General features: G+C 73.9%; 17 protein-coding genes. 2 read left to right on the forward strand and 15 right to left on the reverse strand.

The genetic code is table 11. The features are described 5' to 3' along the window. Positions 1 to 58: 58 nt before the first annotated feature. From IE286_RS15665 to pyrG, 9 genes are all read right to left on the reverse strand, one after another. Positions 59 to 1,117: a pseudouridine synthase gene (locus tag IE286_RS15665; protein WP_189797338.1), complete on the reverse strand. Its 1,059-nt coding sequence runs from the start codon at positions 1,115 to 1,117 to the stop codon at positions 59 to 61. Then, complete coding sequence (scpB, locus tag IE286_RS15670) at positions 1,117 to 1,815, reverse strand: SMC-Scp complex subunit ScpB (RefSeq protein WP_372462509.1); 699 nt, start codon at positions 1,813 to 1,815, stop codon at positions 1,117 to 1,119. Before scpB ends, IE286_RS15665 begins: the two co-directional genes overlap by 1 nt. Next, entirely contained in the window at positions 1,812 to 2,945 is a 1,134-nt protein-coding gene (locus IE286_RS15675) for a segregation and condensation protein A (protein ID WP_189797339.1), read from the reverse strand. Before IE286_RS15675 ends, scpB begins: the two co-directional genes overlap by 4 nt. A gap of 19 nt (positions 2,946 to 2,964) precedes the next feature. After that, entirely contained in the window at positions 2,965 to 3,510 is a 546-nt protein-coding gene (locus IE286_RS15680; protein ID WP_189797340.1) for a hypothetical protein, read from the reverse strand. After that, positions 3,507 to 4,637, reverse strand: coding sequence for a ParA family protein (locus IE286_RS15685; protein ID WP_168130782.1), 1,131 nt, complete (start codon positions 4,635 to 4,637; stop codon positions 3,507 to 3,509). The genes IE286_RS15680 and IE286_RS15685 overlap by 4 nt, the downstream gene beginning before the upstream one ends. A gap of 416 nt (positions 4,638 to 5,053) precedes the next feature. Beyond that, positions 5,054 to 6,178, reverse strand: coding sequence for an alanine dehydrogenase (gene ald, locus IE286_RS15690; protein WP_189797341.1), 1,125 nt, complete (start codon positions 6,176 to 6,178; stop codon positions 5,054 to 5,056). Between the two features lie 134 nt (positions 6,179 to 6,312). Further along, positions 6,313 to 8,421: a tetratricopeptide repeat protein gene (locus IE286_RS15695; protein ID WP_189797342.1), complete on the reverse strand. Its 2,109-nt coding sequence runs from the start codon at positions 8,419 to 8,421 to the stop codon at positions 6,313 to 6,315. 264 nt (positions 8,422 to 8,685) lie between these two features. Further along, positions 8,686 to 9,312, reverse strand: a complete 627-nt coding sequence (locus IE286_RS15700) for an NUDIX domain-containing protein (protein ID WP_189797343.1) — start codon at positions 9,310 to 9,312, stop codon at positions 8,686 to 8,688. Between the two features lie 92 nt (positions 9,313 to 9,404). Further along, positions 9,405 to 11,078 (reverse strand): CTP synthase, encoded by a 1,674-nt coding sequence (gene pyrG, locus IE286_RS15705; protein WP_189797344.1) that lies wholly within the window; start codon positions 11,076 to 11,078, stop codon positions 9,405 to 9,407. A 514-nt stretch (positions 11,079 to 11,592) separates the two neighbouring features. Here pyrG and IE286_RS15710 point away from each other — a divergent pair. Together IE286_RS15710 and IE286_RS15715 are read left to right on the forward strand one after the other, a co-directional pair. Next, positions 11,593 to 13,395: a glycoside hydrolase family 15 protein gene (locus tag IE286_RS15710; protein ID WP_189797345.1), complete on the forward strand. Its 1,803-nt coding sequence runs from the start codon at positions 11,593 to 11,595 to the stop codon at positions 13,393 to 13,395. A 70-nt stretch (positions 13,396 to 13,465) separates the two neighbouring features. After that, entirely contained in the window at positions 13,466 to 15,118 is a 1,653-nt protein-coding gene (locus IE286_RS15715) for a PucR family transcriptional regulator (RefSeq protein ID WP_189797346.1), read from the forward strand. 58 nt (positions 15,119 to 15,176) lie between these two features. On the opposite strand, the gene IE286_RS15720 is transcribed toward IE286_RS15715, so the two are convergent. From IE286_RS15720 to IE286_RS15745, 6 genes are all read right to left on the reverse strand, one after another. Continuing rightward, positions 15,177 to 16,337, reverse strand: coding sequence for a glycosyltransferase family 4 protein (locus tag IE286_RS15720; protein WP_189797347.1), 1,161 nt, complete (start codon positions 16,335 to 16,337; stop codon positions 15,177 to 15,179). A 260-nt stretch (positions 16,338 to 16,597) separates the two neighbouring features. Further along, positions 16,598 to 17,371 carry a hypothetical protein gene (locus IE286_RS15725; RefSeq protein WP_189797348.1) on the reverse strand — a complete coding sequence of 258 codons (774 nt, stop codon included), beginning with the start codon at positions 17,369 to 17,371 and terminating at the stop codon, positions 16,598 to 16,600. A gap of 31 nt (positions 17,372 to 17,402) precedes the next feature. After that, positions 17,403 to 19,154, reverse strand: a complete 1,752-nt coding sequence (gene recN / locus IE286_RS15730) for a DNA repair protein RecN (protein WP_189797349.1) — start codon at positions 19,152 to 19,154, stop codon at positions 17,403 to 17,405. Between the two features lie 319 nt (positions 19,155 to 19,473). Next, on the reverse strand, positions 19,474 to 20,382 hold the full coding sequence (locus IE286_RS15735; protein ID WP_189797350.1) for an NAD kinase: 909 nt from the start codon (positions 20,380 to 20,382) through the stop codon (positions 19,474 to 19,476). Next, positions 20,379 to 21,194: a TlyA family RNA methyltransferase gene (locus IE286_RS15740; protein WP_189797351.1), complete on the reverse strand. Its 816-nt coding sequence runs from the start codon at positions 21,192 to 21,194 to the stop codon at positions 20,379 to 20,381. Before IE286_RS15740 ends, IE286_RS15735 begins: the two co-directional genes overlap by 4 nt. 7 nt (positions 21,195 to 21,201) lie before the next feature. Next, positions 21,202 to 21,516 carry a hypothetical protein gene (locus IE286_RS15745; protein WP_189797352.1) on the reverse strand — a complete coding sequence of 105 codons (315 nt, stop codon included), beginning with the start codon at positions 21,514 to 21,516 and terminating at the stop codon, positions 21,202 to 21,204. Between the last annotated feature and the right edge of the window lie 38 nt (positions 21,517 to 21,554).

Below are 21,554 nucleotides of genomic sequence, written 5' to 3' on the forward strand. Positions count from 1 at the left end.
CGCGGCCTGTGTGACCGCCGCCCGGCGCGCCGGGCGGCGGCTCCAGCATGCCGTGGGCCTAGAGGTCGACGGCCTTCATCAGCATGCCGACCTCGGTGTTGGACAGGCGGCGCAGCCAGCCGGACTTCTGGTCGCCGAGGGTGATCGGACCGAAGGCGGTGCGCACCAGGCGGTCCACCGGGAAGCCCACGGCGGCGAGCATGCGGCGGACGATGTGCTTGCGGCCCTCGTGCAGGGTCACCTCGACGAGGTAGTTCTTGCCGGTCTGCTCCACGACCCGGAAGTGGTCCGCGCGCGCGTAGCCGTCGTCCAGCTGGACACCGTCCTTGAGCCGCTTGCCCAGGTCGCGCGGGATGGGGCCGACGATGTGCGCGAGGTAGGTCTTGCGCACGCCGTACCGGGGGTGGGTGAGGCGGTGGGCCAGCTCGCCGTGGTTGGTGAGCAGGATCACGCCCTCGGTCTCGGTGTCCAGCCGGCCGACGTGGAACAGCCGCGTCTCGCGGTTGGTCACGTAGTCGCCGAGGCACTGCCGGCCCTCGGGATCCTCCATCGTCGACACCACGCCGGCGGGCTTGTTCAGCGCGAAGAACTGGTACGACTGCGTCGCCACCGTCAGGCCGTCGACCTTGATCTCGTCCTTGTCCGGGTCCACCCGGCGGCCCTGCTCCAGGACGATCTCGCCGTTGACCTCGACCCGCGCCTGCTCGATCAGCTCCTCGCAGGCGCGCCGGGAGCCGTAGCCGGCCCGGGCCAGCACCTTCTGCAGCCGCTCGCCCTCCTGCTCGGCGCCCGGGAAGGTCTTGGGCAGCTTGAGGTCCTTCTTGTCCGCGTAGCGTGCGCGGTTGCGTTCCTCGATCTGCGCCTCGTACTCGCGCGGGCGCGCGGGGGCCGTACGGCCCCGGTTCTTCTTGGCGCCCTGCGGGCCGCCCTTGGCGCCGCCGCGCGCCGAGGCGCCGCGCCCGGACTTGGGGCCGCTCTTGGCGGCGCCCGGGCCCACGTCGTAGCGGCGCTCCTCGGGGCGGGGCCTGCGGGGGCGGCCTTGCCCCTGCTTGTAGTCCCTGTTGTTGCCGGCTCCGCGGTAGTTACCGCGCCCGCCGCTCTTGCCGCTGCTTCGCATCAAAGTTCCGTCTGGTCGTCTTCGTCGTCGTCGGTGCCCGGAGTGCCCCGGAGCGGACCCGGCGCGTCATCGGGTGCGTCCGGGTCGAACGACGGCACCCCTTCCTGGGTCTCGGCCTCGATCTCCTCCGCCTCCGGCAGGAAGGGCGCGAGGTCCGGGAGCTCGTCCAAGCCGCGCAGGCCCATCCGCTCCAGGAAGTAGTTCGTCGTCCTGTACAGGATCGCACCTGTCTCGGGTTCCGTGCCCGCCTCCTCGACCAGACCGCGTTGCAGCAGGGTGCGCATCACACCGTCGCAGTTGACGCCGCGCACGGCGGAGACCCGGCTGCGGCTGACCGGCTGGCGGTAGGCGACCACGGCGAGGGTCTCCAGCGCGGCCTGGGTGAGCCGGGCCTGCTGGCCGTCGAGCACGAAGTTCTCCACGGCGTCGGCGTATGCGGGGCGGCTGTAGAAGCGCCAGCCGCCGGCGATGCGGCGCAGCTCGAAGCCGCGGCGCTGCACCGTGTACTCGTCGGCCAGCTCGCGCAGCGCGTCCGCGACCTGCCGGACGGGCCGCTGCACCGCCTTGGCCAGCCGTTCCTCGGTCACGGGTTCGTCCACGACCATGAGCACCGCCTCCAGGGCGGGCTTCAGCTCGCGGCCGGGGGCGCCGGGCGGGTCCTGGGGGCGCTGCCCGGTGGTCTGCGTCTGCTCGCTCACGCCTTCGTCTCCTCGGCCTGCTCCTGGTGCCCGGCCCCGTCCGGGGGCCGGGCGGCCGGACGGTCGAACTCGTCGGTCACCGCCGGTGTGCCGTCACCGTCGCCGCCGGTCCACCGTACGGTCAGCTCGCCCAGCGCCGTCTGTTGCTCCAGGGCGACGGCCTTCTCCCGGTACAGCTCCAGCAGCGCCAGGAAGCGGGCCACGACGGTGAGGGTGTCGTCGGTGTCCTCGACCAGGGTGCGGAAGGTGGCCTCGCCCAGCGAGCGCAGCCGTGCCACCACGACGGCCGCCTGCTCCTGCACGCTGACCAGCGGGGCGTGGATGTGGCCGACGTACACCTGGGGCGGGGGTTTGGGCTGCATCGCCTTGACGGCGAGCCTGGCGAACCCCTCGGGCCCGATGCTGATGACGACCTCGGGCAGCAGCTCGGCGTGATGGGGTTCGAGGCCGACGGTGCGGGGGTGGCGGCGGGCCTCGTCCTGCAGGCGCTGCTCGAAGATCTCCGCGACCTGCTTGTACGCCCGGTACTGCAGCAGCCGCGCGAACAGCAGGTCGCGGGCCTCCAGCAGGGCCAGGTCGGCCTCGTCCTCCACCTCGGCGGCGGGCAGCAGCCGGGCCGCCTTGAGGTCCAGCAGGGTGGCGGCCACGACGAGGAACTCGGTGGTGCGGTCCAGGTCCCAGTCCGGCCCCATGGCGCGGATGTGCGCGATGAACTCGTCGGTGACCTTCGACAGCGCGACCTCGGTGACGTCCAGCTTGTGCTTGGAGATCAGCTGGAGCAGCAGGTCGAAGGGGCCTTCGAAGTTGTCCAGCCGCACGGTGAAGACCGCGCCGTCGTTCTCGCCTGCGGCCTCGCCGCCCGGCTCGGCCGGCCCGGCTCCCTGCCCGCCCGGCGGCACGGGTGCGCGCTGCGGCGCGGGCCCGGGCGGCGGCACGGCCGTCGGCCCGGGCGCGGTCACGCGGGAGGGCGTCGCCTCCTGCGGCGCCGGCACCGAAGTCCGCTCGGCGGTCGTCGCGGCCGGCTCCGCGCCGGCCGCGGGCGACTCGGCGCGGAGCGCGGCGGCGAACGGGCCTCTGCCCAGCGGGCGGCGCCGGCCGGGGGCGGAGGCGGAAGGGTCGTTCGAGGTCATGGCCTCCGCAGGCTACCGGCTAGCGCCCACGCAGCCGGCGCACGAGGATGCTGGCGTCCCCGCGGGTCTCCAGGTCGGCGAGGACCACGGCGACGGCCTCGCGGACGATGCGGCCGCGGTCGACGGCGAGGCCGTGTTCGCCGCGGAGCACCAGGCGGGCGTGCTCCAGGTCCATCAGCTCCTCGGCGGAGACATAGACCGTGATCTTCTCGTCGTGCCGTTCGCGTCCGCTGGGCCGGCGGGTCGCGGCCCGGCCGCGCTTGCGCGGAGCGACGGCGGCCGGTGTCTCGGGCACGGCCTGGCGTCGCGCGGGGCGCTCCGCGGTGCGGCTGCGGGGCTCCGTCGTGTCGGCCGGCTGGGCGGCGGCGTGTTCCGCGCCGTCACCGTCACCGCCGCGTGCGGGGACCGCCTGCGGGGCGTCGTCGCCGGTCGCGGCCGCCGGGTCGCTCTCCCCTGCGGGGGCGGGCACCCGGGCCTCGCCGGGGGTCTGGCGCCGGGGAGTGGACGCCTGGAGCGACATCCCCCCTGTCGTGCGGAAGAGTTCGTCGGCTCCGGGCAGACTCACTCGGCGTGACACCGGGCGAGCACCTCCCTGGCGAGCTGGCGGTAGGCGGCGGCACCGACGGAGTTGGAGGCGTAGGTGGTGATCGGCTCACCGGCGACCGTGGTCTCCGGGAAGCGGACCGTGCGCCCGATGACCGTGTGGTAGACGTGGTCGTCGAACGCCTCGACCACACGGGCCAGCACCTCGCGGCTGTGCACGGTGCGCGAGTCGTACATCGTGGCGAGGATCCCGTCGAGCTGCAGGTCGGGGTTGAGCCGCTCCTGCACCTTCTCGATCGTCTCGGTCAGCAGGGCGACGCCGCGGAGCGCGAAGAACTCGCACTCCAGCGGCACGATCACCTTGTGCGCCGCGGTGAGCGCGTTGACGGTGAGCAGGCCGAGCGAGGGCTGACAGTCGATGACGATGTAGTCGTAGTCGTCCATCAGCGGCTTGAGCGCGCGCTGCAGGGTCGACTCGCGGGCGACCTCGGAGACCAGCTGCACCTCGGCGGCCGACAGGTCGATGTTGCTGGGCAGCAGGTCCATGTTGGGGACCGCCGTCTTCAGCAGGACCTCGTCGGCGGACATGCCCCGCTCCATGAGCAGGTTGTAGACCGTCAGGTCCAGCTCCATGGGGTTGACGCCGAGACCGACCGACAGCGCGCCCTGCGGGTCGAAGTCCACGAGCAGCACGCGCCGGCCGTACTCCGCGAGCGCGGCACCCAGGTTGATGGTCGACGTCGTCTTGCCGACGCCGCCCTTCTGGTTGCACATGGCGATGATCGTCGCGGGGCCGTGCTCGGTCAGCGGGCCCGGGATGGGGAAGTACGGCAAGGGGCGTCCGGTCGGGCCGATGCGCTCACGACGCTGGCGGGCGGCGTCGGGTGCGAGGGTGGCCGCGTACTCGGGGTCGGGCTCGTACTCGGCGTCGGGGTCGTAGAAGTGCCCGTCGGGCAGGTCGTCGTAGTCGGCGAAGTGGTCGTGGGGCGCGCCACTTCCGTCGCCGGCCATGGCGTTCACGTGATGGCCATCCATGCTCTGGTGTGCTGACGGGGTCACCCCTGTCACCTGGTGACCCTGGTGGGCTGCGAAGGTGCGCACTGCGACGGAGCCGACAGCCTCGAGCCGCGAGGGCGCCTGGCCCCGCATCGGCGTTCCTGGTTGACCACCCCCGGGAGTAAATGTCGACTCATTCACAAGTCGTCCTACCTCCTTGGTGACCAGGAAACTTCTAGACAGGTCAGCGTGGCACCATGCCGACGGTTGGCGACTCTATGGCGTGTCGGCCGTCCGCAGCAACACAATCCGCCGGACCCGGCCCGATGTGTCGGCAATGAAACATCCCCCTGTCAAGGGCGTACGACCGTCGCACAGCAGGTTTCACCGGTGCGTGAATCGGTCGAAGCGTGCTTTCGCCGCGAGTTGGCCTAGTGCGGCGAAGTGACCATACACACATCCGGCCGGACCTTGCGGGACAAGGTCCGGCCGGATGTGTGGCGTTGACGACACGTGTTGACGTATCGCCTTGTCTGCGACGGGGATTGACGCCGTCGCGGGCGCGCGGGTCAGCCGAGCAGCGTCTCCAGCTCGACGTGCTCCAGGCCGTGCGCCTCCGCGACCTGCCGGTAGACCACCTTGCCGTCATGGACGTTGAGGCCCTTGGCGAGCGCGGGGTCGCGGCGCAGCGCCTCCACCCAGCCGTTGTTGGCCAGCGAGACGATGTACGGCAGCGTGGCGTTGGTCAGCGCGTAGGTGGAGGTGTTGGGCACCGCGCCGGGCATGTTGGCGACGCAGTAGAACACCGAGTCGTGGACCTTGAAGGTGGGCTCGGCGTGCGTGGTCGGGTGGGAGTCCTCGAAGCAGCCGCCCTGGTCGATCGCGATGTCGACAAGGACACTTCCGGCCTTCATCCGGGACACCAGCTCGTTGGTGACCAGCTTGGGGGCCTTGGCACCCGGGATGAGCACGGCACCGATCACGAGGTCGGCGTCCAGGCAGGCCTTCTCCAGCTCGAAGGAGTTGGAGACGACCGTCTGGATCTTCGTGCCGAAGATCTTGTCCGCCTCCTTGAGCTTGTTGATGTCCTTGTCGAGCAGGGTCACGTGGAAGCCCATGCCGATGGCGATCTGCGCGGCGTTCCAGCCGGAGACGCCGCCGCCGATGACGACCGCCTTGGCGGCCTGCACGCCGGGCACGCCGCCGGGCAGCACACCGCGGCCGCCGTTGGCGGCCAGCAGGTGGTAGGCGCCGACCTGCGGGGCGAGGCGGCCCGCGACCTCGGACATCGGGGCGAGCAGCGGCAGCGCGCGGTTGGGCAGCTCGACGGTCTCGTACGCGATCGCCGTGGTGCCGGACTGCAGCAGCGCGTCCGTGCACTCCTTGGAGGCGGCCAGGTGCAGGTAGGTGAAGAGAATCTGGTCCTTGCGGAGGCGGTGGTACTCCTCGGCGACCGGTTCCTTGACCTTCAGCAGCAGGTCGGCGGTGGCCCACACCTCGTCGGCGGTGTCCAGGATCTCGGCGCCTGCCGCGACGTACTCCTCGTCGGGGATCGAGGAGCCGATGCCGGCGTTCCGCTCGACGACGACCTGGTGGCCGTTGCGCACCAGCTCGTGCACGCCGGCGGGGGTGATCGCCACCCGGAACTCGTTGTTCTTGACCTCGCGGGGGATGCCGACCTTCACATCGATCACGGTCCTTGGCTCAGGGATTGTGGGGCAATGGAGACGTACCCCGGCATGCGAGGGCATACCGGGAGACACCGCAGGAGAACGAGCGGCACAGCCAGTTTAATGAAGGCGTTCGCGCTGTCTAGCCTTCCATTGCATCAATCTTCGACGGATGCACTGCGGGTTTCGCAGGTGTCGCCGTCGTGTTCCCGTGAGATGTCGGGCGCGGAGGCCACCGTTGCGTCCTCCTCGGGGCCTGCGGAGGGCCCCGCGGGACCGGCGAGCATCCGCTCGGCCGCGCCGCGGTGCAGGGACGCGGCGACCGGGTCGCCGAGCCGCTGGAGGGTGTCGGCGAGCCTGAGGTGCAGGGCGGCCTGCAGCCGGACGTCCCCGGCCCGGCGGGCCAGTTCCACGGCCTCCTGGCAGGTGCGCAGGCACTCCTCGAACCGGCCCGCGTACTCCTGGACCCGTGCCAGTTCGCTCAGCGCCCGCGCGTGGCCGGCCACGTCGCCGCCGCGGCGGTGGGCGGCGACGGCGGAGCGCCAGGTGCGCAGCGCCTCGCCGTAGCGGCCCGCGTAGGTGTGGGCGGCGGCGATCCGGCCGTAGAGCCGGGCGGCGTCCAGCTGTTCGCCGCGGGCCAGGCGTTCGGCCAGGGCCCGGCCGAACCAGTCGGCCGCCCGGTCGAAGTCCCCCAGCTCCTGGTGCGCCCCGCCGACGGACTCCATGGCCCGGCCGGCCGCACCGGGGTCGCCCGCGGCCCGTGCGGCGTCCAGCGCGGCCCGGTAGCGGGACAGGGCCTGGTGGGTCCGGCCGGTACGGGCGTCGAGGTCGCCGAGGTTCAGCAGGGCGGCGGCCTGCTCCCGGGGCAGGCGCTGCCGCTCGGCCACGTCCAGGACCAGGCGGTGGATGCCGTACAGGTCGCAGGCGGCCGCCTGGGTGCCCAGATGGGCGACCATGGCCCGCACCAGCTGGGACATCAGCCGGCGGGCCAGGGTGTCCAGCTCTCCGTCGGCGACCGCGAGGCGGGCCGCGGCGAGCAGGGCGCCGCGGCGGGCCCGCAGCCACTCCTCGGCGGCTCGCGGGGAGGGGAAGCGCAGCGCGGGCGGCACGCTGCGGAGCCGCTCGCGGGCCTCGGGGGTGCCGGTCTCGGTGATCGCGCGGCAGGACTGCAGCAGCCGGACCGTCCGCTCCAGCATGCGGGCACGGGCAAGCTGCAGCTCGGCCGGGCGGTCCAGGCGTTCCGCGAGGTCCTTCAGCAGCGGGTGCAGGCAGCCGGGCACCTCGTAGCAGGGCAACGGCGAGTCGACGGCCCGCAGCAGGCCGAGCGCGGTGAGGTCGTCCAGCTGGGCGCGCGCGTCCTGGACCGAGCACCCGGCCAGCGCTGAGGCGAGGTGCGGGTCGACGTCGCCGACGGGGGCGAGGCACAGCAGACGCAGCATCCGGGCGACGGGGCCCGGCAGGCCGTCGTGCATCAGGTGCAGCAGCCGCTGCAGCGGGCCCGGCCGGTCGGGGTCGGCGTGCAGCTGCTTGGCCAGGTCGGAGACCGCCGCTTTGGGGTGGGCGGCGAGCCAGCCGCCGGCCAGCACCAGCGCGGCGGGCTGCCCCTGGCACGCCTCGACCAGCTGTTCGGCGGCGCGCGGGTCGACGGTGATGCGCACCGGGTCGATGCGTCCGCCCAGCAGCTCCAGGCCCGACTTGGTGTCCAGTCCCCCCAGGGTGCAGGGGCGGACGTCGCTGATGCCGGTGAGCGGTCCCCGGGAGACCGCGACGAGCAGGCAGTCTGCGTTGTCCGGCAGCAGCGCGTCGACCTGGGCGGCGTCCGCCGCGTCGTCCAGCAGCAGCACGGTGCGCCGCCCGGCGAGCGCGCCGCGCAGGGTCTGGGCCAGCTCGTCCTCCTCGGCACCGGGCGGTGCGGGGACGCCGAGTGCGGCGAGCAGGTCGCCCGCGGCCCGCTCGACCGGCACGGGGGTGCCGTCGGGGTCGGTCAGGCGGGCGCGCAGCACCCCGTCGGGGTAGCGGTGGGCGATCTGCCGGACCAGTTTCTCGGCGAGCGCGGTGCGGCCGGAGCCGGGGCGGCCGGCGATGAGCAGGACCCGGGCGCGGGGGGCCTTGCGTCCGGAGAGGGTGTCCAGTCCGGCGCGCTCGATGTCGGCGCGCAGGCCCTTCAGCTCGTGGGTGCGGCCGAGGAAGACGCGCGCCGCGGCCGGGCTCGGCCGGCCGGCACCCGGCACGCTCGCGCCCCGCGCGTCCACCGCCTGATCCGTCACGGGCCACACTCCCGTCGCACCGCACGCGCGAGCCGCCGAAAACCCCTGCTCCGGTTGCCGCACCTGCCCCTCGGCTCCCTCGGACGAAGCCTAGTTCACGCTGTGCGACGCTCCCGTACCAGCGAGGGGGCCGAACGGACACATCGCCCGATCGCATCAGGCGATGGTCACACCGCAGGGTGGCCGCCGACCGGGCCCCGTGCCCGGGCAGGCGCGACGCCGGTGCTCCCGGGCGGGGGCACCGGCGTCGCGCAGAAGCCGGGGTCAGGACGCGAAGGGCCGCGCCGGCCACGGCGCCAGGGCCGGGCGCAGGGCGTCCAGGCCGTCGCCCGCGCGAGCGGCGACCAGCGACAGCACGCCCACCACCAGGCAGTTGTTGTGCAGCTCACCCGCGAGCACGCCGCGCACCAGCTCGTCCAGCGGGACGCGGGCGACCTCCATGTCGATCTCCTCGTGCTCGGCGGCGAACCGCTCGCCGTCCGCCTCGGACAGGCCGCGGGCGAGGAAGATGCGGACGGCCTCGTCGCAGCCGCCGGGGGTGGTGTACACGTCGGTGAGCACCCGCCAGTCCTCGGCCTTGACGTGCGCCTCCTCGTACAGCTCGCGCTGCGCGGCGTGCAGCGGGTTCTCGCCGGGCACGTCGAGCAGGCCGGCCGGGATCTCCCACAGCCGCTGCCGCACCGGGTGGCGGTACTGCCGGACGACCAGGACCCGGTCCTCGTCGTCCAGGGCGAGGACGGCCACGGAGCCGGGGTGCACCTGGTAGTCGCGGGCGGAGACGGAGCCGTCGGGCATGACCACCTCGTCGGTGCGCACCGAGGTCTTCGCCCCGGTGAACGGGGTCCGCGTCGCCCGGATCTCCCACTCCTCGGGGGTGTCCTGGATCGTCATGCCCTGTCCTTCCACACGTGTGCACAGCCGGGTACGGAACCGGGGGCGCCCGCCTGTGCGGCGGGCGCCCCCGACACCGTACAACCGGAGCGTCAGGCGCTCTGTCCGGTCTTCCGCTCGACCGCGGCCTTCACCAGACCGGCGAACAGCGGGTGCGGGCGGGTCGGCCGGGAACGCAGCTCGGGGTGGGCCTGCGTGGCGACCAGGTAGGGGTGTACGTCGCGCGGGTACTCGACGTACTCGACGAGCTTGCCGTCCGGGGAGGTGCCCGAGAAGACGATGCCGGCCTTCTTCTCCAGCTCCGCCCGGTAGGCGTTGTTCACCTCGTAACGGTGGCGATGGCGTTCCTCGACGTACTCCTTGCCCTCGTAGACCTCGCGCACGATCGAGCCCTCGGCCAGCTTGGCCGGGTACATGCCCAGGCGCATCGTGCCGCCCATGTCCCCCTCGCCGGCGACGATGTCGAGCTGCTCGGCCATGGTGGAGATCACCGGGTGGGCGGTGGCCGGGTCGAACTCGGTGGAGTTGGCGTCCGGGATGCCGGCGAGGTTGCGCGCGGCCTCGATCACGACGCACTGCAGGCCGAGGCAGAGACCCAGCAGCGGGATCCTGTTCTCGCGGGCGTAGCGGATCGCGCCGACCTTGCCGAGCACACCGCGGTCGCCGAAGCCGCCAGGGACGCAGATGCCGTCCACGTCCTTCAGCTGCGCCTCGGCACCCGCCGGGGTCTTGCAGTCGTCGGAGGTGACCCACTTGATCCTCACGCGGGCCCGGTTGGCGAAGCCGCCGGCGCGCAGCGCCTCGGTGACCGACAGGTAGGCGTCGGGCAGGTCGATGTACTTGCCGACCAGCGCGAGGGTGACCTCGTGCTCCGGGTTGTGCACGCGGTCGAGCAGGTCGTCCCAGGTCGTCCAGTCCACGTCCCTGAAGGGCAGGTCGAGCTTGCGCACCACGTAGGCGTCCAGGCCCTCGGCGTGCACGACCTTGGGGATGTCGTAGATCGAGCGGGCGTCGGGGCAGGCCACCACGGCGGCCTCGTCGACGTCGCACATCAGGGAGATCTTGCGCTTGATCGCGGTGGGCACCTCGCGGTCGCAGCGCAGGACGATGGCGTCCGGCTGGATGCCGATGTTGCGCAGTGCGGCCACCGAGTGCTGGGTCGGCTTGGTCTTCAGCTCACCGGACGGGCCGATATAGGGCAGAAGGGAGATGTGCACCACGAACACGTTGTCCCGGCCCACCTCGTGGCGGACCTGGCGCACGGTCTCCAGGAACGGCAGCGACTCGATGTCGCCGACCGTGCCGCCGACCTCCGTGATGACCACGTCGACGTCGTCGGTGGCCATCCGGCGGATGCGGTGCTTGATCTCGTTGGTGATGTGCGGGATGACCTGCACGGTGTCCCCGAGGTACTCGCCGCGCCGCTCCTTGGCGATCACGGAGGAGTACACCTGGCCGGTGGTGACGTTGGCCGAGCCGTCCAGGTCGCGGTCGAGGAACCGCTCGTAGTGGCCGATGTCCAGGTCGGTCTCGGCACCGTCGTTGGTGACGAACACCTCGCCGTGCTGGAAGGGGTTCATCGTGCCCGGGTCCACGTTCAGGTACGGGTCGAGCTTCTGCATCACCACGCGCAGGCCCCGGGCCTTGAGCAGCATGCCGAGGCTGGAGGCGGTGAGGCCCTTGCCCAGCGAGGAGGCGACACCCCCGGTGACGAAGATGTGCTTGGTCGTCGTGGCGGAGCTGTTTCGGAAAACAGTGGGCGGCATGGCCAAGAGGGGGCTCCCGTGGTCGCGGTCTGTCGTGCGGTACGGCTGTCCGGCCCGGGGCCGGCCCGGGTTGTCCGGCTGGGGGTGCCGTCGCTGCGGTTCGGGGGTTTCGAGCCCACCGGTCCACGGGCTACCAGCGTATCAGCGCCACGGAGGCCCGATGTCCGAGCACGCTGCGCGCACGCGCGCACACGGTCCCGTTGCCCTTACAGTGGGCTCACCCGCAGCTCACCCTCACGGCGCATGCGGGTTGGCCCGAGCGGCACGCGGCCCCCGCACATGCGTCGTATCCTGCTCGGACATTCGCTGCCGAGCCCGGCCGGCAAGACGGCATACCCCGCCCGTACGCACCGGAACAACGAGAGCTCGTCAGTCCGTTGTGCGGAGATCGTCGTTCTGCCCCACGGCCGGCCGACGGTTTGCCCCACCGCTCAACGACCAATACAACACCCCCCTGACCGCACTAGCGACCGCCCCCCTGCGGGGTGACGTGGCCGTTCGACTGGAGTAGCACGTGGCCGGGCGCATCGAGGACTACGCACTCATCGGAGACATGCAGACCGCTGCCCTGGTCTGCAGGGACGGGACAGTCGACTGGCTGTGCCTGCCCCGCTTCGACTCGCATGCCATCTTCGCCGGTCTGCTGGGCACCGAGGAGCACGGTTTCTGGCGGCTCGGGCCCGCCTTCGCCGAGGGGACGCGGCCGGCGCCCGCGACCCGGCGCAGCTACCGCGGCGACTCGCTGATCCTCGAGTCGGAGTGGGACACCCCGCGCGGCACCGTCCGCGTGATCGACTTCATGCCCCCGCGCGACGGCGCCCCGCAGCTGATCCGGATCGTCGAGGGGGTCACCGGCCGGGTGCCGATGCGCTCGGAACTGCGCATGCGCTTCTCCTACGGCCGGGTGGTGCCCTGGGTGCACCGGCGCGGGGAGCGCACGGTCGCGGTCGCGGGCCCGGACTCCGTGTGGTTCGACACATCGGTGGACACCTACGGCGAGTCGCTGACCACGTACGCGGACTTCACCGTCGCCCCCGGCGACCGGATCGGCTTCACCATCTCCTGGCAACCCTCCCACAAGGACGCGCCGCCGCTGCCGGAGCCGGAGCAGTCGCTGGAGGCGACCGAGGACTTCTGGCGCGAGTGGGTGGGGCACTGCACGTACCACGGCCCCTACCGGGAGGCGGTGATCCGCTCCCTGATCACCCTCAAGGCCCTGACCTACGCCCCCACCGGCGGCATCGTCGCGGCCCCGACCACCTCCCTGCCCGAGGCCATCGGCGGCGTGCGCAACTGGGACTACCGCTACACCTGGCTGCGGGACGCGGCGATCACCCTGTCGTCGCTGCTGCGCACCGGCTACCGCGAGGAGGCGCGCGCCTGGCGCGAGTGGCTGCTGCGGGCGGTCGCCGGCGACCCGGAGAACCTGCAGATCATGTACGGCATCGCCGGGGAGCGCGAGCTGGGCGAGGCGGAGCTGGAGTGGCTGCCCGGCTACGAGAACTCCGCCCCGGTCCGGGTCGGCAACGGCGCAGCGCACCAGCTGCAACTGGACGTCTACGGCGAGGTCACCGAGGCCCTGCACCTGGGCCACATGACCGGCCTGGCCCGCAACGACTACGCCTCCCTGCTGCAGCTGAAGCTCATCGAGTACCTCGAGGAGCACTGGCAGGAGCCGGACGAGGGGATCTGGGAGGTACGCGGCCCGCGCCGTCACTTCGTACACTCCAAGGTCATGGCGTGGGTGGCGGTGGACCGCACCATCAAGCTCATCGAGTCCGGTGACGCCGACGGTCCGCTGGAGCGGTGGAAGGAACTGCGCGACGACATCCACCGCGACGTGTGCGAGAAGGGCTACGACAAGGAGCGCAACACCTTCACCCAGTCCTACGGCTCCAAGGAGCTGGACGCCTCGCTGCTGATCATTCCGCAGGTGGGCTTCCTGCCGCCGGACGACAAGCGGGTGATCGGCACGGTCGAGGCGATCCAGCGGGAGCTGTCCACGCCGGACGGCTTCCTCCTGCGCTACCCGACCGACGGCGACCGCGCGGGCGTCGACGGCCTCCCCGGTGACGAAGGCGCGTTCCTGGCCTGCTCGTTCTGGCTGGCCGACGACCTGGCGATGATCGGCCGGGTGGACGAGGCGCGCGCGCTGTTCGAGAAGCTGCTGTCGCTCCGCAACGACCTGGGCCTGCTGGCGGAGGAGTGGGACCCGAGGCTGCAGCGTCAGGTGGGCAACTTCCCGCAGGCTTTCAGCCATGTTCCGCTGATCGACACGGCTCTGCGGCTGACCGCGAGCGGCGCCTACGGAGGCTGACGCCCAGCCGGGGGCGGTGCCGTCGGCCGGCGCTGTTCCCGGCCGTCCGACCCGGGTAGCGTCCGGTGCCATGGACCGCACTTCCGACACCGGGGCCGACGGCATCACCGTCCGCCGCGCCCTGGAGCTGCCCGGGCTGAGCAGCGGCCTGCCGGAGGTCCTCGCCGGCGCCGACCGGCTCGACCGCACCGTCCGCTGGGTGCACGCCGGCGAGGTGCCCAACATCGCCTCCCTGCTCAAGGGCGGCGAGCTGCTGCTGACCACCGGGTTCGGCCTGGGCACCCGTCCCGCCGACCAGCGGGCGTTCGTGCGCACCCTGGCCGAGCGCGGCATCGCGGCGCTGGTGGTGGAGCTGGGCCCGCGTTTCTCCCGGTTGCCGGCCGCGCTGGTGGACACCGCGCGCGGCGCGGGTCTGCCGCTGGTGCAGCTGCATCGCGAGGTGCCGTTCGTGACGGTCACCGAGGAGATCCACACCGAGATCGTCAACGGCCACTACGCGCTGCTGCAGCGCGCCGAGGAGGTGCACCGGCGCTGCACCGAGGCGCTGCTGGGCGGTGGCGGGGTGCCGCAGGTGCTGGACATCCTGGCCGGCTTCGCGGCGAACCCGGTGTTCCTGGAGACGGCGGGCGGCCGGCTGCTGTACGCGGCCGGATCCGGCCCGGAGGGCACCGATCCGCTGCAGGTCTGGGAGGGGCTGCGCGGCCAGCGCCGGGACGTGCCGCCGCCGGCCGGGTCGGTCCTGGTGGACGTCCCCGGCGGCGGTCCGGGCAGCGGCGCGGTGCGGGCCCGGCTGGTGCTGCTGCCGGTGCGCGGCCCGCTGGCCCCGGTGCACCGCATGGCCGCGGAGCGGGCGGCGGGGATCCTGGCCGTGGTGCTGATGCAGGCCCGGCAGGAGGAGGAGCTGGTCGCTCGCGGGCGCGGTGACTTCCTCACCGACCTCGCCGAGGGCCGGATCGCCGCCGAGGACGCGCCCGCGCAGGCCCGGGTGCTCGGGTTCAAGCCGGGCTCCGGGCCGCTGCTGCCGGTGGTGATGCGGCTGGGCGAGGCGCTGGCGCCGGGCGGCGGCTGGGCGGTGCTGACCCGGGCGGTAGCCGAGGAGCTGGCCGCGGTGGGCGTGCCGGCGCTGCTGGGGGTGCGGCCGGTGGAGGGCCGTGTGCTGCTGCTGGCCGGGCTGCGTTCGGAGGCGGAGCGCTCGGCGGCCGCGGACCGGGTCGCGGCGGCGCTGCGGGCCGGGGCGGAGCGGTCGGGGATGCGGCGTCCGGGCGGCCCGCCGCCGGTGGTGGTGGTCGGCGTCGCGGGCGGCTGGACGGCGGCCTCGGCGGGGCTCAGGCACGCGGCGGAGACGGCGGCGGCGGCCCAGGGGCTGCCGGAGCGGCCCTGGTACGACGCGCGGCGGCTGGACATCGACCTGCTGCTGTGGCGGCTGCGCGACCACCCCGACCTGGCGGCGTTCGTGGACCGCGCGCTCGGCCCGGTCCTGGACCACGACCGCCGCGCCAAGCCGCCGCTGCTGCCCACCCTGCGCTCCTACCTGGAGCACGCGGGCCGCAAGGCGGAGACCGCCCGCGAGCTGCACCTGAACCGGCAGACGCTGTACAACCGCCTGGCCCGGATCACGGAGTTGCTCGGCACCGACCTGGAGGACCCGGACACCGTGCTGACGCTGAGCCTGGCCCTGCGCGCCCGCCGGCACGTGAACCGGACAACTCCCGCCGGATCGTGAACCGGACAACTCCCGCCGGCCCTGAGCCGGGAACTCCCGCCGGCCCTGAGCCGGGGACCTAGAAAAGTGGCCCCGCGGAGGTCAACTCGTCGTAGACGGCGAGCACCTGAGCGACCGTCTCGTCCTCGGTGGGCCAGCCGGCCGCCTGGCGCAGGCCGCGTTCGCGCAGCTCCTGCCGGCGTGCGGGGTCGCCGATCAGCCGCACCACGGCGGCGGCGAACGCCTCGGCGTCGTGCGGCGGGACCAGTTCGGCGGCGTCGCCGACGAGTTCGGGGATCCCTCCGGCGCGCACGGCGACCAGCGGAACCCGCGCGTGCAGGGCTTCCTGGGCGAGGACGGAGCGTGCCTCCCGGCTGCCGGGGAGCAGGGCGAGGTCGGCGGCGGCGAGCAGTTCGCCGACGTCGTCGCGCCGGCCGAGGAGCCGTACCGGCAGGTCCTCCGCCTCGATCCGCCGTTGCAGCACCGGCCTGAGCGGCCCCTCCCCCGCGATCAGGACCAGCGGCGCGGGATCCGCGCGGCGCCAGGCGTGGGCGGCGTCCAGCAGCAGCTCGTGGCCGCGGTGCCGGTCCAGGGAGCCGACGGCGAGCAGCAACGGCCGTTCCGTGACGCCGAGTTCGGCGCGGACCTTGGCGCGCGGGCGCTCGGGGTGCTCGTATCCGGCGCGCGGCCGGGGCACGGCGACCGCGGCGAGCCGGGCGTCCCGGGCCCCGCGGCTGCGGGCACGGTCCACCAGGTCGGAGGTGGTGCCCAGGACGACGGTGGCGGCCTTGACGACCCGTCGCTCCAGCACCCGTACCAGGTGGGCGCGGGGTCCGTGGGCCTGGACGTGGTTGTGCCAGGTGACGACCAGCGGGGTGCGGCGCCCGCTGAGGGCGAGGGCGGCCCGCAGGGAGGCGTGCAGGCCGTGCGCGTGCACCAGGTCGGCGTCCGCGCACACGGTCCGCAGCGCGGCCACGGACACCGGGTCGCTGCTGCGGGGCACATGGACATGGGCGGCGCCGGTGTCGGTGAAGCCGTAGGCGCGGTCGGCCTCCGCGGGGGCGCACACCGTGACCCGCACGCCCCGCGCGACCAGCCCCGCGGCCAGCGACCGCACGTGCACTCCCCCAAGGACTTCGTCCAGGGGGCACCCCCGGCTGCCGGCGCCGGCTCCGCCCAGCACCTGCACGGTGCGCAGCGGCGACGGGCCGTGCGGTACGCGGCTGACGAGGGGGCTCACGCGGCCGGGGCTCCAGTTCGGCTCGGACGGTCGCAAGGACGCGTCGGACGGGCACGGGGACACGGGGAGATCGCGAGGGACGTACTCGACGGTAGCGGGTTCGGCGCCGGGCCGTGCGCGGCTGCCCGGCGGCCGTTCCCGCCTCAAGGATGCCAGTACGTACGGGTGTTCCGGGCTTCTCGCGGGCGACGGACGAGGCGGGGGCGCTCGGCCCGCGCACCCACGTCACCCACATGAGTGGATTCGCGGGACGTGGGGTGTCAGTGCCCGCGGGGCCGTGCAGTCAGCCGTTCACCGCACACCGCGGCGGCCACCACGGCGGCGGCGTGGGCGAGCAGCCCAGACCGCCCGTTGGCGTGGACGACGGCCGTGCCCAGGGCAGCGCCCAGGGCGTGCGCCCCGGTGTCGCCGAGCATCGTGCGCTGCCCGAGGTCGTCGGGCAGCACGGCCGCGGCCACTCCCGTGGCGGCGGCGGACAGCTCGGCGCCCGGGCCGCCGCGCAGCATGCCGGGGGCGGCCAGGGCGAGCACCGCGCCGACGGCCCGTCCGGGGCGCACGTCGAGGAGGTTCACGGCGTGCGCGGCCCCGGCGATCACCACGCCCGCGAGGATCCTGTCCGGCCACCGCCGCTTCAGCGCGGCGCCGGCGAGCAGCCCGGCCGCCGAGATCCCGACCAGTTTGACCGTCCCGCTGGTGACCTCGCCGTGCCGCAGGGCCTTCAGGTGCGCCCGGAATCCGCGCCGGGGATCACCGGCTCCGGCCACGTCGTCCCAGGCCCCGCACGCTCCCGCGGCCAGCACCGCCCACCCGGCGGCCGGCCGCACCCGTCCCGCGGCGGCCGGCCGCACCCGTCCCGCGGCGGCCGCCGCGGCCAGGGCGGTGGCGGGCCCGGCGTACAGTCCGACGCCGCGGCCCTGGACGTTGGTCCGCTCCCAGCGGTGCCGGCCGCCGGGAGCGGTGGCGCGCAGGGCGGCGGACCCGGCACGGGTGCAGGCAGCGGCCACGGTGAAGGACGAGGCAAGACGGGACAGCATCCCGCCAGCTTAACCGTTCGGTGACGGTGCGTCAGACCTCGGCCCGGGCCGTGGCGAGCAGTTCCTCGGCGTGGGCGCGGGCCGTCGCGGAGTCCTCCTGGCCGGCCAGCATCCGGGACAGCTCGCGGATGCGTTCCTCGCCCTGGAGGACCTTCACCCCGGACCGGGTCACCGACCCGTCGTTCGTCTTCTCCACCAGCAGCTGCCGGTCGGCGAACGCGGCCACCTGCGGCAGGTGGGTGACCACGACGACCTGCGCGGTCTTCGCGAGCTTCGCCAGGCGGCGGCCGATCTCCACGGCCGCCTTGCCGCCGACGCCCGCGTCGACCTCGTCGAACAGATAGGTGGGGACCGGGTCCGTGCCGGCGAAGACGACCTCGACGGCCAGCATCACCCGCGACAGCTCACCGCCGGAGGCGCCCTTGGCGATCGGCCGCGGCGGAGCGCCCGGGTGCGGGGCGAGCAGCAGCTCCACCTCGTCCGCACCGAACGGGCCGTAGGCGACACGCCGGCCGCCGACCTCGATCCCGTCGGGGTCCTCGGTCTGCCGGACGGCGAACGACACCCGCGCGTGCGGCATGGCCAGCGAGGCCAGCTCGGCGGTGACCGCCTGAGCGAACCGCTCGGCGGCCCGGGTCCGGGCGTCGGTCAGGGCCTGGGCCAGCTCGCCCAGTTCGGCACGGAGGGCGTCGCGTTCCGCGGTCAGCTCCTCGATCCGGTCGTCGTCGTTGTCCAGTTCGGCCAGCCGTGCGGCGCTGCGTTCGGCCCACTCCAGGACGGCGTCGATGCCCCGGTCGAACTCCCCGTACTTGCGCATCAGCCCGTTCAGCGCCGCCCGCCGTTCCTCGACGGCCGCCAGCCGCAGCGGGTCGGCGTCCAGGTCGCCGGCGTATCCGGCCAGTTCCCCGGCCACGTCCCCGAGCAGGATGCCGATCTCGCCGAGCCGGTCGCTGAGCGCGGCCAGCGCCGGGTCGTGGGAGCGCACGGCCTGCAGGGCCCGCTGGGCGCCCGCCACGAGGGTCGCCGCGTCGATGCCCTCGGGATCCTCCGGGTCGCCGGCCAGGGCGGCGTGGGCGGCCGTCGCGGCGGACGACAGGGCCTCGGCGTGCCCGAGCCGCTCGGCCTCCTCGGCGAGCTGCGCGTCCTCACCGGGGCGGGGTTCGACGGCGGCGATCTCGTCCAGGCCGTAGCGGAGCATGCCGGCCTCCTGGGCCCGCTCCCGCGCCCGCGTGGTGATCTCCTCCAGCTCGGCGGTCACCGCCCGCAGCCGCCGGTAGGCCTCGCTGTACTTGGCCAGCGGCACGGCGACCGCGTCGCCGGCGTACCGGTCCAGCGCCTGACGCTGCCGCGACGGCTTCAGCAGCCCCTGCTGGTCGCTCTGCCCGTGCACGGCCACCAGGTCGTCGGCCAGCTCGGCGAGCAGCCCGACCGGGACGCTGCGCCCGCCCAGGTGGGCCCGGGAGCGCCCTTCGGCGGACACGGTACGGCTGATCAGCAGCGCCCCGTCGTCCAGCTCGGCGCCGGCCTCCTCGGCCCGCAGGGCCACGGGGCCGTCCGCGGGCACGGTGACCCGGCCCTCCACGACCGCCTTGCCCGCGCCGATCCGCACCAGCGCCGGATCCGCGCGGCCACCGAGCAGCAGTCCCAGGCTGGTGACCACCATGGTCTTGCCCGCGCCCGTCTCACCGGTGACGGCGGTGAAGCCGGGCGACAGTTCGACCACGGCGTCGTCGATCACTCCGAGCGACCGTATCCGCATCTCCTCCAACACGGACACGACCATACGAGGTCGGCGGCCACCCGTGCGACGGACCCCGCGGCGCTCTCGCGGAACGTTCACGGTGCAACGGCAACACCACGGGCCCCTTCCTCACCCGGGCGAGTGCAGGCCGGGCCCTGAGCGTCACGGCCGGCGCGTCGCGGCGCGGACGCGCGCGCCGGGGCGCGGCGGCCCGCCCCCCGTGAAACGGCGCGGGACTGCCCTCTCACCGGCGCGGTGCGCCCCGCGTCAGTGGTGCGACGGCCCGTGGGTCACCGGTGCCGCGCTCCCTGCGTCACCGGTGCGGCGCCCCGCGCGTTCACCGGTGCGGCGCCCCGCGCGTTCACTGGTGCGGCGCCCCGCGCCACCCCGACACCGGCAGGGCGAACTTCGCCACCAGCCGGTCGGTGAAGGACGCGTGGTGCAGCCGGGCCAGCCGGACCGGCACCGCGCCGCGCCGCACCTCCACCCGCGCCCCGGGCGGCAGCTCCACCGTGCGCCGCCCGTCGCACCACAGCACCCCCGGCGGCACGTGCGGCAGCACCTCCACGGCCAGCACCGAGTCCGGCGAGGTGACCAGCGGCTTGGCGAACAGCGCGTGCGCGCTGATCGGCACCATCAGCAGCGCCTCCACCTCGGGCCACACCACCGGTCCTCCGGCGGAGAAGGCGTAGGCGGTCGACCCGGTCGGCGTGGCGCACACGATGCCGTCGCAGCCGAACCCGGTCACCGGCCGTCCGTCGATCTCCAGGACGACCTCCAGCATCCGCTCGGCGGACACCTTCTGCACGGCGGCCTCGTTCAGCGCCCAGTCGGTGTGGACGACGTCGCCGTTGCGGTGCACGACCACGTCGACCGTCATGCGTTCCTCGACCTCGTAGGAGCGGGCCACCACCCGGTCCACGACCTTGTCCAGGTCGTCGCGCTCGGCCTCGGCGAGGAACCCGACCCGGCCCAGGTTCACGCCCAGCATCGGCACCCCGGAGGCGCGGGCGAACTCGGCGCCGCGCAGCAGGGTGCCGTCCCCGCCGAGCACGATCAGCAGCTCGCACCCGTCCAGGCACTCCGGAGTGGCCTCCTCGACCAGCTGCACCTCGTCCGGCAGCGGCAGGTCGACCGCCTCCGCCCGCAGCACCCGCACCCCGATCCCGCTGCGCAGCAGTCCCTTGACCACCAGCTCGGCACTGCGCACGGCGGCCGGCCGGCCGGTGTGCGCCAGCAGGAACACGGTTCGTGCTCGGGTCTCGGTCAACGCGGCCCCTCCGCCACTGCTCGGTCGACGTCGGCCGGGTCCACCTCGGGCGCCCCGGCACGCAGCCACAAAAAGTATTCGACGTTCCCGGACGGTCCGGGCAGCGGGCTGGCCGTCACGCCCTTCACCCCGAGCCCCAGCTCCCAGGCCCGGGCCGCCACCCCCCGTACGGCCTCGGCCCGCAGGGCGGGGCTGCGGACCACACCGCCGCTGCCCAGGCGCTCCCTGCCCACCTCGAACTGCGGCTTGACCATCATCACCAGGTCGGCGTCCGGACGCGCGCACCGCACCAGCGCGGGCAGCACCAGGCCGAGCGGGATGAAGGACAGGTCGCCCACGACCAGGTCCACCGGCTCGCCGTCGATCGCCTCCAGCGTCAGCTCGCGAACGTTCGTGCGGTCCTTGACGGTGACGCGGTCGTCCTGCTGGAGGGACCAGGCGAGCTGCCCGTAGCCGACGTCGACGGCGACGACGTGCGCGGCACCGGCGCGCAGCAGCACGTCGGTGAAACCTCCGGTGGAGGCGCCGGCGTCCAGCGCCCGGCGGCCCTCGACCACCAGGCCCCGCGGGACGAACACCTTCAGCGCGCCGGCGAGCTTGTGCCCGCCGCGGGAGACGTAGTCAGGATCGCTGTCGTCGGCCGTGACGACGATGGCCGCGCCGGTTGCCACCTGCGTGGCCGGCTTGGTCGCCACGACCTTGCCGACGGTGACCCGCCCCGCGGCGATCAGCTGGCTGGCGTGTTCCCGCGAGCGGGCCAGCTTCCGGTTCACCAGCTCCACGTCCAGACGGCGGCGTGCGACTCGTGCCACGTTCGGTTCAGCTCCTGCGGTCGTGCGGGGTCGGGGGCGCCGGAGGTCCCGGTCGGGCGTCGAGCGCGGCGAGCGCGTCACGCAGCCCCTGGTGTACATCCTCGTACACCGCCGCATGTCCGTCCGTGGTGAGGTGGTCGACGTCGCCGAGCCGCTCCAGGGCGGCGTCGACGTGCGGGTCGCCGGTGGGGGTGCGGGGGACGTCCAGCGGGGCGGGCCCGGGGTCGGGCGCGGCGGTGCCGGGTGCCGGCTGCCCGGCGTACGCCCCGGGGGCGTCCGTCGCGGCCCGGGTCCCCTCCGTCCCGGTCACAGAGTCGGTCATGCGCGAACGCTACCGCGCGACGCTGGGGTACGGTCGTC

Source organism: Streptomyces thermodiastaticus (assembly GCF_014656135.1).
GTDB classification, from domain to species: domain Bacteria; phylum Actinomycetota; class Actinomycetes; order Streptomycetales; family Streptomycetaceae; genus Streptomyces; species Streptomyces thermodiastaticus.